The sequence below is a fragment of the Stenotrophomonas sp. YJH_SMC_36 genome, from assembly GCF_059369935.1.
In genome coordinates, this window is record NZ_JCAFTD010000008.1 from 135,944 (window position 1) to 150,219 (window position 14,276).

14 protein-coding genes and 1 riboswitch are annotated in these 14,276 nt (G+C 68.3%); of the genes, 5 read left to right on the top strand and 9 right to left on the bottom strand.

All coding sequences use genetic code 11. The annotated features are described in order from the left end of the window. Window positions 1–11: 11 nt before the first annotated feature. Complete coding sequence (gph, locus tag AC5P76_RS16255; protein WP_495222791.1) at window positions 12–680, top strand: phosphoglycolate phosphatase; 669 nt, start codon at window positions 12–14, stop codon at window positions 678–680. Between the two features lie 27 nt (window positions 681–707). Here gph and btuB read toward each other — a convergent pair whose 3' ends face one another. Continuing rightward, window positions 708–2,549 carry a TonB-dependent vitamin B12 receptor gene (gene btuB, locus AC5P76_RS16260; protein WP_253119833.1) on the bottom strand — a complete coding sequence of 614 codons (1,842 nt, stop codon included), beginning with the start codon at window positions 2,547–2,549 and terminating at the stop codon, window positions 708–710. Between the two features lie 116 nt (window positions 2,550–2,665). Next, a riboswitch (cobalamin riboswitch) is annotated at window positions 2,666–2,887 on the bottom strand. 152 nt (window positions 2,888–3,039) lie between these two features. Here btuB and AC5P76_RS16265 point away from each other — a divergent pair. Further along, on the top strand, window positions 3,040–3,618 hold the full coding sequence (locus AC5P76_RS16265; protein WP_065175373.1) for a histidine phosphatase family protein: 579 nt from the start codon (window positions 3,040–3,042) through the stop codon (window positions 3,616–3,618). Between the two features lie 15 nt (window positions 3,619–3,633). Here AC5P76_RS16265 and AC5P76_RS16270 read toward each other — a convergent pair whose 3' ends face one another. Both AC5P76_RS16270 and AC5P76_RS16275 read right to left on the bottom strand, forming a co-directional pair. After that, the gene (locus AC5P76_RS16270) at window positions 3,634–3,996 is read right to left on the bottom strand and encodes a TfoX/Sxy family protein (protein ID WP_253119835.1); all 363 of its coding nucleotides are present in this window, start codon (window positions 3,994–3,996) and stop codon (window positions 3,634–3,636) included. After that, complete coding sequence (locus AC5P76_RS16275; protein WP_053518280.1) at window positions 3,993–4,475, bottom strand: GAF domain-containing protein; 483 nt, start codon at window positions 4,473–4,475, stop codon at window positions 3,993–3,995. The genes AC5P76_RS16270 and AC5P76_RS16275 overlap by 4 nt, the downstream gene beginning before the upstream one ends. A 67-nt stretch (window positions 4,476–4,542) precedes the next feature. On the opposite strand from AC5P76_RS16275, the gene bioD reads away from it, so the two are divergent. Further along, the gene (bioD, locus tag AC5P76_RS16280; protein ID WP_053518282.1) at window positions 4,543–5,229 is read left to right on the top strand and encodes a dethiobiotin synthase; all 687 of its coding nucleotides are present in this window, start codon (window positions 4,543–4,545) and stop codon (window positions 5,227–5,229) included. A gap of 34 nt (window positions 5,230–5,263) precedes the next feature. Here bioD and AC5P76_RS16285 read toward each other — a convergent pair whose 3' ends face one another. The 4 genes from AC5P76_RS16285 to msrB form a co-directional block, all read right to left on the bottom strand. Continuing rightward, window positions 5,264–6,706: an aminotransferase-like domain-containing protein gene (locus tag AC5P76_RS16285; RefSeq protein WP_253119837.1), complete on the bottom strand. Its 1,443-nt coding sequence runs from the start codon at window positions 6,704–6,706 to the stop codon at window positions 5,264–5,266. 153 nt (window positions 6,707–6,859) lie between these two features. Then, window positions 6,860–7,597 carry a peptide-methionine (S)-S-oxide reductase MsrA gene (msrA, locus tag AC5P76_RS16290; RefSeq protein WP_053518286.1) on the bottom strand — a complete coding sequence of 246 codons (738 nt, stop codon included), beginning with the start codon at window positions 7,595–7,597 and terminating at the stop codon, window positions 6,860–6,862. Window positions 7,598–7,611: 14 nt separating this feature from the next. Continuing rightward, a complete protein-coding gene (locus tag AC5P76_RS16295) occupies window positions 7,612–9,381 on the bottom strand; it encodes a cytochrome c biogenesis protein DipZ (protein WP_253119839.1) in 1,770 nt (589 codons plus the stop codon). After that, the gene (msrB, locus tag AC5P76_RS16300) at window positions 9,381–9,959 is read right to left on the bottom strand and encodes a peptide-methionine (R)-S-oxide reductase MsrB (protein ID WP_053518289.1); all 579 of its coding nucleotides are present in this window, start codon (window positions 9,957–9,959) and stop codon (window positions 9,381–9,383) included. Before msrB ends, AC5P76_RS16295 begins: the two co-directional genes overlap by 1 nt. A gap of 143 nt (window positions 9,960–10,102) precedes the next feature. Between msrB and AC5P76_RS16305 the strand changes: the two genes are divergently transcribed. Continuing rightward, window positions 10,103–10,822: a response regulator transcription factor gene (locus tag AC5P76_RS16305; RefSeq protein WP_053518291.1), complete on the top strand. Its 720-nt coding sequence runs from the start codon at window positions 10,103–10,105 to the stop codon at window positions 10,820–10,822. Beyond that, entirely contained in the window at window positions 10,819–12,294 is a 1,476-nt protein-coding gene (locus AC5P76_RS16310; RefSeq protein WP_065175368.1) for a sensor histidine kinase, read from the top strand. Before AC5P76_RS16305 ends, AC5P76_RS16310 begins: the two co-directional genes overlap by 4 nt. Window positions 12,295–13,399: 1,105 nt before the next feature. Here AC5P76_RS16310 and AC5P76_RS16315 read toward each other — a convergent pair. Next, the gene (locus AC5P76_RS16315) at window positions 13,400–13,753 is read right to left on the bottom strand and encodes a phasin family protein (RefSeq protein WP_065175367.1); all 354 of its coding nucleotides are present in this window, start codon (window positions 13,751–13,753) and stop codon (window positions 13,400–13,402) included. 96 nt (window positions 13,754–13,849) lie between these two features. Then, window positions 13,850–14,230, bottom strand: coding sequence for a 6-carboxytetrahydropterin synthase QueD (gene queD, locus AC5P76_RS16320; RefSeq protein ID WP_253120215.1), 381 nt, complete (start codon window positions 14,228–14,230; stop codon window positions 13,850–13,852). Between the last annotated feature and the right edge of the window lie 46 nt (window positions 14,231–14,276).

Here is a 14,276-nt window from a genome sequence, read left to right on the forward strand (position 1 = left end):
AGGTGCGTTGCGTGTCGTATCCCTACCCGCTGGTCGTGTTCGACCTCGATGGCACGCTGGTCGACAGCGCCGCCGATATCGCCGAAGCCCTGAACCGCACGCTGGAGGACATCGGCCTGGCCCGTGTGCCGGAAGCCACCGTGCTGGGCTGGATTGGCGACGGTGTCCGCCGGTTGGTCGAGCAGGCCGTGCATGCCGCAGGGCGGCAGGTCGATCTGGCCGAGGTCATGCCGGTGTTCATGGTGCATTACCGTGAGTGCCTGCTGCGCAGCCCACGCCTGCTCGACGGTGTGGCCGAAGCACTGGCGCAGCTGCGGGAACGCGCTGTGCCGCTGGCCATCTGCACCAACAAGCCTGCAGCGCTGGTGCCGCCGCTGCTGCAGCATCTGGGCGTCGGCGATGCGTTCGCGCTGGTGCTGGGCGGCGATTCGCTGCCGCAGCGAAAGCCCAGCGGCGAACCACTGCGGCACATCGCGGCACACTTCGGCGTGCCGGTGGATGCATGCCTGATGGTGGGTGATTCGTTGACCGATTACCGCGCGGCGGAAGACGCGGGAATGCCGATCGTGCTGGTGCGCTACGGTTATCCGCGTGGCCTGGACCTGGCCACCGCAGCTGCGGTGGCGGTGATCGACGATCTGCGCGAACTGCCGGGCCTGGCCGCGCGCATCCCGGTATAGCGCCGGGCCTGCGCCCGGCGCGCCTGCTCATTTCGGCTGGTAGCGCACGCTCAGCTGATACTCGCGGCCCGGCTGGTTGAACCACGCCACGGTCTCGTACCTGCGGTCGAACACATTGGTTGCCCGGGCCAGCAGCGACCACGATGGCGTGAGCGCGTACTCGGCGCGCAGATCCAACGTGCCATAGCCGCCGACCTTCACCGTGTTGGCGGCATCGTCATAGCGCTTGCCCGCACCCTGTACGGTCAGGCCGGCACGGAATGCGCCGAAGCGGCGATCCACATCCAGCCGTGCGGTCTGCTGTGCACGGCGCGGCAGCCAGTTGTCGAACTGGCTGCTGCCGTTCGTGCGGTTGCGCGGGTCGGTGTAGCTCAGCTGTGCAGCGATGTCGAAGCCGGCCAGCACGACGCTGCCGGTCAGTTCGGCACCGCGGATGCGCGCCTTCTCCACCTGCTGCATCCTGAAGGTGGCTGCATCGTAGGTGATCAGGTCATCGATGCGGGTCTCGTACACATCCAGGCCCCAGCGCCAGCCCTGGCCCTGCTGCGAAATGCCCAGGTTGGCGCTCTTCGACTTCTCAGGATCCAGCGTCGGCACGCCGCTCCACGGGTCATACAGGTCGCTGAAGGTGGGAGCCTTGAAGGCCGTGCCGTAGCTGGCGTTGATGCGCAGGCCGTGATCCAGCTCCATCGCCCAGCCGATGCTGCCGGTGGCATGGTTGCCGAACTGCTGGTTGTCGTCGTTGCGCGCGCTGGCCTGCAGCTGGTGCCGGCCGAAGCGCCCCTGGTACTGCATGAACACACCGGTGTTGCGACGGCTGTCGACACGATAGCCGGCACTGCTGCCGTCCAGGTTGTCCTCACTCCAGTCCACACCGGCACTCAGCAGCTGGCCTTCGGCCACGCCGAAGTCGCCCTGCAGCGACGCGCTGTCACGATGCGTCTGCGCGCTGCCATGCACGCCGTCCGTGCCGACGTTGTCCGATTCGTTGTCACTGCGACCGACGTTGGCGGTCAGCACCAGCCGTTCGGCCGGCGTGTAGCGGACCTTGCCGGACAGTACCTGCTGGCGCGTCTCGGAGTAGTTGTAGTAGCCGTCGTAGTGGTTCTGGCCGTCGGCGCGCAGCGCGCTGCCCTCCACCGTCCACTGCTCGTTGAAGTTGTAGCCGCCGCGCAGGCTCTTGGAGAGGTTGCGGTAGCCGTCGCGGTCGGGTTCGTCGGCGAAGCAGCCGGTGAACAGCGTGGCCGAGCCCCGGCAGGCATCGATGCCATCGGAATGCTGGTAGGCGATGTCGGCGCCGAACCAGCCGCGTTCGCTGCTGCCACCGATGCCGCCGCTGGCCTCACGCAGGCCATTGCTGCCACCGCCCAGCTGCAGATGTGGCGCGAAGTCGCCCTGGTTGCGGCGGGTGAAGATCTGGATCACACCGCCGATGGCGTCGGCGCCATACAGGCTGGACTGCGGGCCCCGCACGATCTCCACGCGTTCGATCTGCGCCAGCGGCAGGTCCTGGATCATCGCCAGGCCGAGATCGGCGCTGTTGATGCGCACGCCGTCGACCAGCACCACCGTGTGGCCGGAGTTGGTGCCGCGCAGGAACAGCGAGCTCTGCTTGCCCAGGCCGCCGGCGTTGGTGAGGTTGATGCCGGCGCGGCCACGCAGCAGGTCCTGCAGCGAAGTGGCCTGGCTGGACTCGATCTGCGTCCGGTCGATCACCTGCGCAGGCGCGATGCTGTCCTGCAGGGCGATGGGGGTGCGGGTGGCCGTGACCAGGATGGGATCGAGCGCGCGGGCGCCATCATCGGCCTGGGCCAACGCGGGCAGGGCGGCCAATACGGCCAGGGAAAGCAATCGGGACTGCAGCTTCATCGGGGGACTCCAGGTGCCACGCACGCCCGCGTGGCGAAGGGGAGGAGCCGCGGAGGCAGGCAAGCGCCGATGCCGCAGGCAGTGCTGCGGACATCCAGCGCCATGCCCACCGCATCGCGACCTGAGGCTTCCGGGCCGGTCTCCGGGCTTGCCGCCAGGCGGCGCGAGGCCACCGTCCAGGCGCCTTCCCATGCTGTTGGCACAGTGGCGGTCTTGCCTGGAACTGACGTGCTTACCGTTGCGGGGGCAGCGCCGGCATGGCGTGGGTTCACGCGTCACCGGCTTCCCGTTTCAACCTGCCGGCCATGCCGCAGGTCACCTGGAAGTGCGCGCAGTCTACGGCATCGGCATGCCCGGTGCGGCGCATATGCGGCAATGTCTGTGGAGCTGATGATCCCCAGCCACTAGAATTGCTGCTTGATCCCGTGGTGCCGTTGCCGATGTCCGCCCGTTTTCCGCTGTCCCCGCGTTGCCTGCACAGGACGCATGCATGATCCTCGACCTGGTCCGCCACGCCGGCAACGGTCGCGACGAGTACCTCGATGGCCGCAGCGATCCACCGCAGCTGGCCCGCCTGCCACAGGAACTGGTGGAGGCCTACGCCACGCAGCCCTGGGAGCGGGTGATCAGCTCGCCCCGCCTGCGGTCACTGCACACAGCGATGGCGCTGGCCACCCCGCGCGGGCTGGACGTGGATGCGGACGAGGAGTGGGAAGAACTCGACTTCGGCGACTGGGACGGGCAGGCACTGTTCGACCTGCCGGAGCAGGCGTTGGCGGCATTCCATGCTGATCCGCATGCGTATCCGCCGCCCAACGGCGAAAGCTGGGGGCACTTCGAGCGGCGCATCGCGCGTGCGCTCGACCGCCTGCTCGACGATGACGACCCGCTGCCGACCGTCGTGGTCAGCCACGGTGGCCCGCTGCGCATGGTGCTGTCACAGGTCTGCGGCCTGCCGATGTCGCTGTGCTGGGCGCTGCGCATCGACCACGGTACGCGCCTGCGGGTCAGGCTGGAGCGTGGTGAGGCAGGCCTGGTGGGCGAGCTGCTGGAGTTGCAGCAGCCCTGATCCGGCCGGCGCCGATCAGTCCTCGTCGGCGCTTCCGGCCACGTCTTCTTCTGCGTCGTCGTCTGCGTCGAAACGCTGCTCGTGCACCGGCCCCGAGGCCGGGCCGGCCGCCTTCAGCGGGTGCGCGGCGATGCGCGCTTCGTAGTCCTGCACCAGCGCCTCGCGCTGCGGCTCGCCCAGTTCCTGCCAATGGCAGTCCAGCAGGGCGCCTTCCAGAGAGTAGAGCAGGTTCAGGCTGGGCTTGAAGCCGGCGCGCTTGACCTTGACGAAGGCACCCACCGCGCCGACGGCGGCCAGATCGTCACGGCTGCGCAGACCGACCTGGCGCAGCCACGCCGCACTTTTCGGACCGATGTTGCGCAGCTTCGGCGCACTCATCCCAGCGCCTCGACGAAGACGCGCGCGATGGCTTCCAGTCCGGCCTGGTCATCGGCATCGAAGCGACCGGTCTTCGGGCTGTCGATGTCGAAGACTCCGATCAGTTCATCGCCGCGCAGCAGCGGAACGACCAGTTCCGAGCGGGAGGCCGAGTCGCAGGCGATGTGGCCCGGAAAGGCATCGACATCGTCGACGCGCTGGGTCACGCGCTGGCGGGCCGCGGCACCACACACGCCCTTGTCCAGCGGAATGCGCACGCAGGCCGGCAGCCCCTGGAACGGGCCGACCACCAGCTCCTGGCCATCGTAGAGATAGAAACCCACCCAGTTCAGGTCGGGCAGGGCGTGGAAGACCAGCGCCGAGAGATTGGCCGCGTTGGCGATGCGGTCGGACTCTCCATGGACCAGGCCACGGGCCTGTTCAAGCAACTGGGCGTATTGTTCCGGCTTGCTGCCGGTAAGCGAGGCATTGGCGAACATGACCGCAGTCTAGCAAGCGTGCCGGGCCAGCGATAATGCACGCTCTGTTGCCCCGCTGGAGCCTTTGATGCCGTTGCCCGCTGCCCTGCCATCCGCGCTGTTCGTCACCGGCACCGATACCGAGATCGGCAAGACGGCGGCCAGCACCGCGCTGCTGCACGCCCTGCGCCGGCGTGGCCTGCGAGCGGTCGGAATGAAGCCTGTGGCCAGTGGCAGCCAGGATCTGGGGCAGGGCCTGCGCAACGAGGATGCGCTGGCGCTGCAGGCGGCCAGTCGGCCGGTGCCGGACTACGTCGACGTGAATCCCTATGCCCTGCGGCAGCCGATCGCTCCCGAACTGGCGGCGGCCGAGGACGGGGTGGACATCGCCCTGGCACCGATCGTCGCCGCGTTCGAGCGCCTGCGTGCCACCGCCGACGTGGTGGTGGTGGAAGGCGTAGGGGGATGGCTGGCGCCGGTCTCCGTCCACCTGGACCAGCTCGACATCGTGCGGGCACTGCGTCTGCCGGTCGTGCTGGTGGTCGGCCTGCGGCTGGGCTGCGTCAACCACGCGAGATTGACCGCGCACTCCTTGCAGGCCAGCGGCGTGGAGTGCCTGGGCTGGATCGGCAATCACATCGATCCGGCCATGCAGCGCCAGGACGAGAACGTGGCCACGCTGGTGCAGCGGTTGCCGATGCCATGCTGGGGACGGCTGCCGCACCTGCCGGGCGCCGATGCTCAGGCCCTGGCGATGCACCTGCATGAGGGCTGAGTTCCCGTAGAGCGGAGCCTGCGACCCGCTGCGATCAACCGGCCGCGAGCTCCCGCGCGAGGGCGCCCAGGCGCTCCACGGCAGCGATGAAACGTGCGTCGAAGGCCTGGCAGCACGACAGCCGCAGGCAGTGCCGGTAGCGCGGACCGCGCGAATACACCTGGCCGGGCATGAACACGATGCCCTCTTCCAGCGCCCGCTCGAACAGTGCGCGGGTGTCCACGCCCGGCAGTTCCAGCCACAGCAGGAAGCCACCCTGTGGTTCCGTGGCGCGTGTGCCAGGCGGGAAATGCTCGGCCACGAGCTGGCGCAGCCGTCCCACCTGCTCGCGATACAGGCGCCGCATGCGGTGCAGGTGATGTTCGTATCCGCTCCCTTCCAGGTACGCGGCCACGGCATCACCCAGCAGCTGCGGCTCGCCGCCCGTGGACTGGAACTTCAGCAGGGCGATGCGTTCAGCGAAGCGCCCGCCGTCGAGCCAGCCGATGCGATAGTCCGGGGCCAGCGTCTTCGAGAAACCGCCGACCACCATCACCCAGCCGTCGCGGTCAAAGGCCTTCAGCAGCGGCGCAGGTGGCTCGCAGAACTGCAGTTCCGCGTACACGGCATCCTCGATCAGCGGCAGCTGCCGCGCGTTGACCAGCTCGGCCAGACGCTGCTTGGCCGCCACCGGCATGGTGCAGCCCAATGGATTGTGCACGGTCGGCATCAGCACCAGCGCGGCCAGCGGTGTGTGCTCCAGCATCGCCTCCAACGCATCGACGTCCAGGCCCTGTTGCGGATGCGTCGGCAGTTCGATGGCCTGCAGGCCCAGGTTGGCCAGCAGCGGATACAGGTTGAAGTACGACGGTGCTTCGATACCCACTGAATCGCCGGGCTGGGTCACCGCACGCAGTGCCAGCTGCAGCGCCTCCATCGCACCGTGGGTCAGCAGCAGGCGATCGCTGTGCGTGTGCAGGCCCATGCGCGGGCCGCGCCGCACGATCTGCGCAAGCAGCCGCGGCGAGCCATTGGGGCGTGCGTAGGTTTCGACCGTCTGCTGGCCGTGGCGCAATACCTGGGCGGTGTGCCGGGCCAGCTGGGCGCCAGGATAGAACTGGCGCCCGCGTGGCCCGGCGAAGGCGAGGTCGATCACCCCGGAACGGCGTTGCGCCTCCAGCACGCGTGCCATCAGCACCTGCTGCAACGGCGCGGTGGGGGCCGACGGCGCATCGCGCAGCGACCGTTGCGGCACTGACAGTCGCGGCGCCACTTCGAAACCTGCCTTTGGCCGCGGAACCACCAGGCCGGCGTCTTCCAGCTGGCGGTAGGCGGCGATCACCGTATTGAGGCTGAGCTGACGCTGTGCTGCCATCTGCCGCAGCGATGGCAGGCGGCTGCCGACCGGCAGGCGCCCTCCCTGGATGGCCTCGGCCAGCTCATCGGACAGCCGCTGGTAGCGAGGAGCGGACGCGCTGCTGCGTTGATCTGTATCCATCGGTTCCGGCCGCATCTGGTGCTGTACCCATGAGGATTCCGAGCCTAGCATGTCCTCGTCGGCAGGGCCTGATCGGTGCCCGCCGATATTTCAAGGGCGCGCGGCTGGATGGCCGCGCGCCCCTTTTTTTGCATGGGCTGGCGCACCATGCAGTCAACGCATCGGCACCAGCACCGGATCCCGGCGATACAGGGCAGGGAATTGCCTGCCCAGTGCCGCCAGCTTCGGAGCGTCGTAGTAGCGGATATAGGCGGCCTGCGGATAGTTGCTCATGTAGTTCTGGTGGTAGCTCTCGGCCGGATAGAAGCGCTGGCCGCTCCCCACCTGGGTGACGATGGGCGCGCGATAGCTTCCGGCCTGGCCCAGCTGGGTGATGTAGGCACGGCTGGCCGCCTGCTGGCGGGGATCATCGACGAAGATCGCCGAGCGGTACTGGCTGCCATGGTCCGGGCCTTGCCGGTCGAGCTGGGTCGGGTCATGCACCACCGAGAAGAACACCTGCATCAGCTGGCCGTAGCTCACCTGGCGCGGGTCGTAGTCGACCTTCACCGCCTCGGCGTGGCCGGTGCGTCCGCTGCTGACACGCTCATAGCGCGCATCCGCCGCGCTGCCGCCGACGTAGCCCGAGACTGCGTTGCTCACGCCCTTGACGTGCTGGAACACGCCCTGCACGCCCCAGAAGCAGCCGCCGGCAAACACTACGCTGGCGTGCGTGCCGTCATCGCGGAATGCGGCTTCACCTGTGGGCGCAGGCAACACCTGCACCTGTGCGCTGCGCTCGAGCGGCGCGGCGATGGCACCGTGATCAACCAGCAGTACCCCGGCAATCAGTGCGGTAGCGACCAGCCCGGCAATGCCGGCGGCGATCCCCTGTTCGAACGAAATCTTCATCGTGTCCTCCCGGATCAACCGAAGGTGAAGGCGTAGGCCTGGGCGCCGGCATCGAGGAATTCGATCTCGAAGCGGTGTGGCGCGACGGCGCCGCGCTGGCGCACCAGCTGGTACAGACGGTGTTCGTCGATCAAGCCGCTGCCATCGCTGCCAACGTCGCTGCCGGCGTCGGCCGCGGGCAACGGCCGACCATCCAGCCAGACGCGGAAGCGCACCGGCGTGCCGTCCTGGCGTGGCGCGAGCACCAGATGCAGATCGCGGGCATGGAACTGGAAGGCGATGCGTCCTCCGGGCTGCTGCAGCCGTGCCGCCTCGTCGTCGATGATCCAGCGGCCGGACAGGCCCCACTGGTTCAGCGCCAGCGCGGGTGGCAGCGCGTAGTCGAATGCCGTGTCCGCACGTTGCCCGCCTGGCGAGGCGAACTGCTCGGCGCGCGCATGCCCCAGGTAGGTCTCCGGCGAGCGCAGGTTGCCCATGTCCGCCTGCGCGGCCACGCCCTTCAGGTCCGCTGCGGCCGGATCGGCCGGCGGTGGCAGCCGGGTCTGGCCGGCTTCGGCCAGCAGGCGGCGGATCACCTGCTCCGAGCGCGCATAGTTGCCCTCGCCGAACTGATGGCCGCGGATGTTGCCCTGCGCATCGACGAAGTAGTGCGCGGGCCAGTAGCGGTTGTTGAACGCACGCCAGATCGCGTACTGGTTGTCCAGCGCGACGGGATAGTCGACCTTCAACTGCTGCACGGCCTTCATGACGTTGCGCGGGTCGCGTTCGAAGGCGAACTCGGGGGTGTGCACACCGATCACCACCAGGCCGTGATCGCGGTAGCGCCGCTGCCACTCGTGCACGAACGGCATCGCACGCAGGCAGTTGATGCAGGAATAGGTCCAGAAGTCGATCAGAACCACCTTGCCGCGCAGTTGGGCGGCGTCCAGCGGTGGGCTGTTGAGCCAGCCGGTGGCGCCGTCCAGGGCGGGCAGCGTGCCTTCCACCGGCAGCGGTGCCTCGCTGCCTGCAGTGGCCGGGCCCATCATCATCATCGGTGGAGCGGAAGGCTGCGCGCCGGGTACCGCATCGAGCAGGCCCTGCTCGATACGCGCGGTGCTGACGGTGGACAGCCGGGTCAGCAGGCCGGTGTCCCAGCCCAGGGCAATGGCCACGACCGCCAGCAGCGCAGCGACGCCGAGCACGCGGCGGAGCAGATTGCCCAGCCCCAGCCGTGCCTGCAGGGCGCGGAACACCCGGCCGCCGATCCAGACCGCCAATGCCAGCGCGGTGACCGCACCCAGCGCGTAGGCAAGCAGCAGCGTACTGGTGCTGGCGCTGGCGCCATGCAGCGCAGCCCCGGTCAGTACCAGGCCAAGGATCGGGCCCGCGCACGGGGCCCACAGCAGGCCGGTGGCGATGCCGATCAGCAGCGACGTCCAGGCACCGCCGCGCCCGGCGGCATCGGCAGCGTCCGCGCGTGCGCTCAACCGCGCGCCGACACGCTGCAACGGCGCCAGCAGATGGTCTGCCAGTGCGGGCCACAGCAACGCCACCGCGAACAGCGCCATCAGCAGCAGGGCGATCCAGCGACCGATCTGGTTGGCCTGCGCCACCCACTGGCTGCCGACCGCCGCCAGGCTGGCGACGAGGGTGAAGGTCAGCGCCATGCCCAGCAGCAGCGGCAGGGTGCTGCGCAGGAACGGGCGGTCAGCACGCGCGAATACGAACGGCAGCACCGGCAGGATGCAGGGGCTGAGCAGGGTCAGCACACCGCCAAGATAGGCAAGCAGCAACAGCAGCATCATCGGGCTCCAGAAGCAGGGGACGATCCCACCGGCACGCGCCAGCCCGCATCGCTGTCATGCGCGGCAGGTCCGGGCTGGAAGGCCAGCGCCGCGCCGTTCATGCAGTAGCGCAGGCCGGTAGGGCGTGGGCCGTCGTTGAAGACATGGCCCAGATGGCCGCCGCAGCGGCGGCAATGCACTTCCACCCGCAGCATGCCAAAGGTGACGTCGCGGTCCTCACCGATAGCGTTGTGCAACGGTGCCCAGAAGCTGGGCCAGCCAGTACCGCTCTCGAACTTGGTGGACGAAGAGAACAGCGGCAGCGCACAGCCGGCACAGGTGAACGTGCCTTGCCGGTGTTCCTTGTTGAGCGGGCTGCTCCAAGGGCGTTCGGTCGCCTGCTGGCGCAGCACTGCGTACTGGGCCGGGGTCAGCCGCTGGCGCCAGTCAGCATCACTGCGCATGATCTCGAACTGTCGCGCAGGGCGCGTTTCTGCTGCCGCTGGCGCGGCGCGGCTGCAGGCCCCGAGACCGAGCAGGCCGGCGGTGGTGGCGATACCGCCCAGACCCAGCAGATGGCGGCGGGTGAGGGGCATGGCGGACTCCGGGAAGGGGCGACGGGGCCATGCTGCGCCTGCTCCGGTCAACGAATCCTCACGCAGGATTCAATTTTTCGTGAGGTATCGGCGGCGATCCCGCGCCACAATGCGCTCAGCCTCCCCCCTGGCCCGAGCTGCCGATGTCCCCGAAACGTGTCCTGATCGTTGAAGACGATGCCCACATCGCCGACCTGCTGCGCATGCACCTGGGCGATGAGGGGTATGAGGTCGCCCACGCCGACAGCGGTGATGGCGGGCTGCGCCTGCTCGAACAGGAAGGCCCGTGGGACGCGCTGGTGCTGGACGTGATGCTGCCCGGTGTCGATGGCCTGCAGGTCTGCCAGCGCGCACGGGCGATGGCGCGCTATGTCCCGATCATCATCATCAGTGCACGCGGCAGCGAAACCCAGCGCATCGTCGGCCTGGAACTCGGCGCCGACGATTATCTGGCCAAGCCATTCTCCATGCCGGAGCTGGTCGCGCGCGTGCGTGCCCTGCTGCGTCGCGCCGAGGCCATGGCGCAGAACGCGCGCATCGATGCCGGTGCCATCGAGCTGGGAGGACTGCAGCTGGATCCGGTCGCGCGTACTGCCGACGTGGATGGCAAGCCGCTGGAACTGACGCCGCGCGAGTTCGACCTGCTGCTGTTCTTCGCACGCCATCCCGGCCAGGTGTTCGCGCGGATGGAACTGCTCAACCAGGTCTGGGGCTACCAGCACGATGGCTATGAGCACACGGTCAATACTCACATCAACCGCCTGCGCAGCAAGATCGAAACCGATCCGGCCAACCCTCGGCGGTTGCTGACGGTCTGGGGCCGGGGCTACAAGCTGGTGGACCCGGCCGGGGCGGCGGCATGATCCGGCCGAACCTGTGGCAGAAGCTGGCGGCGGTGATCGCGGCGCTGATGCTGATGTGCTGCATGGCGCTGCTGGCGCTGCAGATGCGCTCGAACACACGGCACGAGCAGGAAGTCGTGCAGCGGCTGTCGCTGGGGCTGGCCGAGCACATCGCGCAGCGCAGTGAGCTGATGGATACCAGCGGCATGCGCGATGCGGCGGTGCGTGCGCTGTTCGGGCAACTGATGGCGGTCAACCCCAGCGTCGAGGTGTACCTGCTGGACGACCAGGGTCGCATTCTCGGCCACGACGCACCCAGCGGGCACCTGATGCGCAACCGCGTGGACGTGGCACCGCTGCGCCGTCTGCTGGCGGGCGCGCCGCTGCCCATCCTGGGCGACGATCCGCGCAGTAGCGAGGGTCGCAAGGTGTTCAGCGTGGCGCCGCTGGTGGTGCAGGGGCGGCAGGCCGGCTACGTCTACGTGGTGCTGGTGGGCGAGCACCGGCAGATGCTCGCCGACGACCTCGCCGCCAGCAACCAGTGGAACACCACTTTGTGGTCGGTGATGCTGGTGGGCAGCCTGGGCCTGCTGGCCGGCCTGGTGGCGTTCTACTGGGTGACCCGGCCGCTGCGCCGCCTGACACGTCGCATCCAGGCATTTGACATCGATGCGCCGACGCCGCTGCCGCCGCCCGGCCCGCTGCGGCCGGGTGAGCGCGATGAACTGGTCATCCTCGAACATGCACATGCGCAGATGGCGCAGCGGTTGGGGGAGCAGTGGCAGCAGCTGCGCCAGCAGGACCTGCAGCGGCGCGAGCTGGTGGCCAACATTTCGCATGATCTGCGCACGCCGTTGTCTTCACTGCATGGCTACCTTGAGACGATGGCGTTGAAGGACGCGACGCTGTCGCCGGAGGAGCGCCGGCGCTATCTCGGCATTGCCCTGGCGCAGAGTGCGAAGGTCGGGCGATTGGCGCGCGCGCTGTTCGAGCTGGCACGCCTGGAACACGGCGAGGTGCGGCTGGAGTGGGAGGTGTTCGCGCTGCCCGAGCTGCTGCAGGACGTGCTGCAGAAGTTCGAGCTGGCGGCGCAGGCGCGCGGCCAGCAGTTGCACGCGGATTTCCCGCAGGGGTTGCCGCTGGTACGTGCGGACCTGGGTCTGGTGGAGCGGGTGCTGACCAACCTGCTCGACAACGCCCTGCGCCATGCGCCGGAGGGAGGGCGGATCGAGGTGCGGCTGCGCGCGGTGGCTGACAGCGTGGAGGTGATCGTCTCTGATGACGGTCCCGGCGTTGCTGCTGCGGTGCGTGCGCAGCTGTTCCAGGCGCCTGCTGCGTTGGGGGCGCGACGGGGCGAGAACGGTGGCCTGGGGCTGCTGATCGTGCAGCGTATCGTGCAGCTGCATGGCCGCAGCATCGCGCTGCGCGACAGTGAGGCAGGGGCGACGTTCGTGTTCGAGCTGCCGCGGGCGGAGTCGGCGGCGGTGGCCTAGGCGCAGCTGGTTTCCGGGTGGCGGTGTTTGCCCCTTCGCGCAGGGATGTGCGTTTTTCTGGGTGGCGCCGGGCGGATGCCCTTGCGTGCGAATGTCCCCCGGCGCCGGCCGGTGGCCGTCACCTCCTCCTTTACTTCGCACGCAAGGGCATCCGCCCGGCGTGCAGGGGCTGTCGGCACGCAGCGGTGTGCGGACGACGGCACCGTGTTGGGTGGGCAGGTGGGACACCTCCGGGTGTGGTATCCGCGCTGGCATGGGATCGCTCGGGTTGAGGCTGCCTGTGCGCAGGTGCGTGCGTTTTCCGTGTGGCGCCGGGCGGATGCCCTTGCGTGCGAATGTCCCCCGGCGCCGGCCGGTGGCCGTCACCTCCTCCTTTACTTCGCACGCAAGGGCATCCACCCGGCGTTGAGGGGTTATCGGCACGCAGCGGTGTGCGGATGACGGCACCGTGCTGGTGGGCAGGTGGGACACGTCCGGGTGTGGTATCCGCACTGGCATGGGATCGCTCGGTTGAGGCTGCCTGTGCGTGTGTTCGTTTTTCCTGTGGCGCCGAGCGGATGCCCTTGCGTGCGAATGTCCCCCGGCGCCGGCCGTTGGCCGTCACCTCCTCCTTTACTTCGCACGCAAGGGCATCCGCCCGGCGTTTAGGGGTTATCGGCACGCAGCGGTGTGCGGACGACGGCACCGTGCCTGGTGGGCAGGTGGGGACGTCATGGGGAGGTATCCGCACTGGCATGGCATCGCTCGGGCTGGGGCTGCCTGTGCGCAGGTGCGTGCGTTTTTCCTTGTGGCGCCGGTCGGATGCCCTTGCGTGCGAATGTCCCCCGGCGCCGGCCGGTGGCCGTCACCTCCTCCTTTACTTCGCACGCAAGGGCATCCACCCGGCGTGCAGGGGTTATCGGTGCGCAGAGGTGCGAAAATGCGCCGGGGACATTTGCCCACATGCTGCGGGCCGACGCGAGCGCCTTTGCGCTCGCGATCTGCTCGGGCGAAGACGCGCATCTGCACGCAGGCGAGGAATAAAAAAAGACCCGGCAGAGGGAGGGATCTGCCGGGTCCGGATTGCATGGGGGGAGGGACCCATGCAATGAGCGAAAGCGTCGCGTCAGGGCGTGTGGCCGGTCGCGTCCGCTGTTGATTCGTTGTAGCCCTGCACCAGCTCGGACCAGGAGCGTCCAGCCAGCAGGCCAAGACCGACCACGTCCTGCTGGGCCTGCCCAAACCGCTGCAGGTTGTCCTGCCACAGCTGAGCGCCCTGCGACAGCAATCCGGCCGGATCTTCGCTTCGTGCCAGCTCGCCGAGCCAGCCACCGGTCGCGGTCAGGTTGCGTTCCAGTGCCTTCAGCTGCACGCCGAACATGCTTTCAGCGTTCTCCAGCGCCAACCGGTTCGCGCGCGTTGCGGCGGCGGCCAGCTGGCGGGTGGCATCACTGAAGCGATCGCTGAAGGCGGCGGTCATGGGCGTCAGGAAAGGACTTGATGCATTGCAGCATACGCCGATGATGCCGCATTGCAACAAAAATCATAAAGGCGCCCAAGGCGCCTTTAGAAATCTTTAGATATCAATGAGTTGTTCAGGTGCTGGGCCCCGGTACCGGCAGCCGGAGGTGCAGGTCTCGTGGACCGTGATCTCGCTCAGCGCCGGCAGCGCGGGCTTGAGTTCGTTCCAGATCCACACCGCCAGGTTCTCGCTGGTCGGGTTTTCCAAGCCGGGGATGTCATTGAGGTAGTGGTGGTCCAGGCGTTCGTAGATCGGCTGGAAGGCCGCCTTCACGTCCCCGAAATCCATGATCCAGCCGGTCTGCGCGCCGGGTTCGCCCTCGACCTTCAGTTCCACCCGGAAGGAGTGGCCATGCAGGCGCGCGCACTTGTGCCCCGGCGGTACGTTCGGGAGGCGGTGGGCCGCCTCAAGCATGAAGACTTTGAAGATTTCCATGAGCGGATTGTACGCCGCTGCTGTCGCATCCGACCGGGATCGCGCC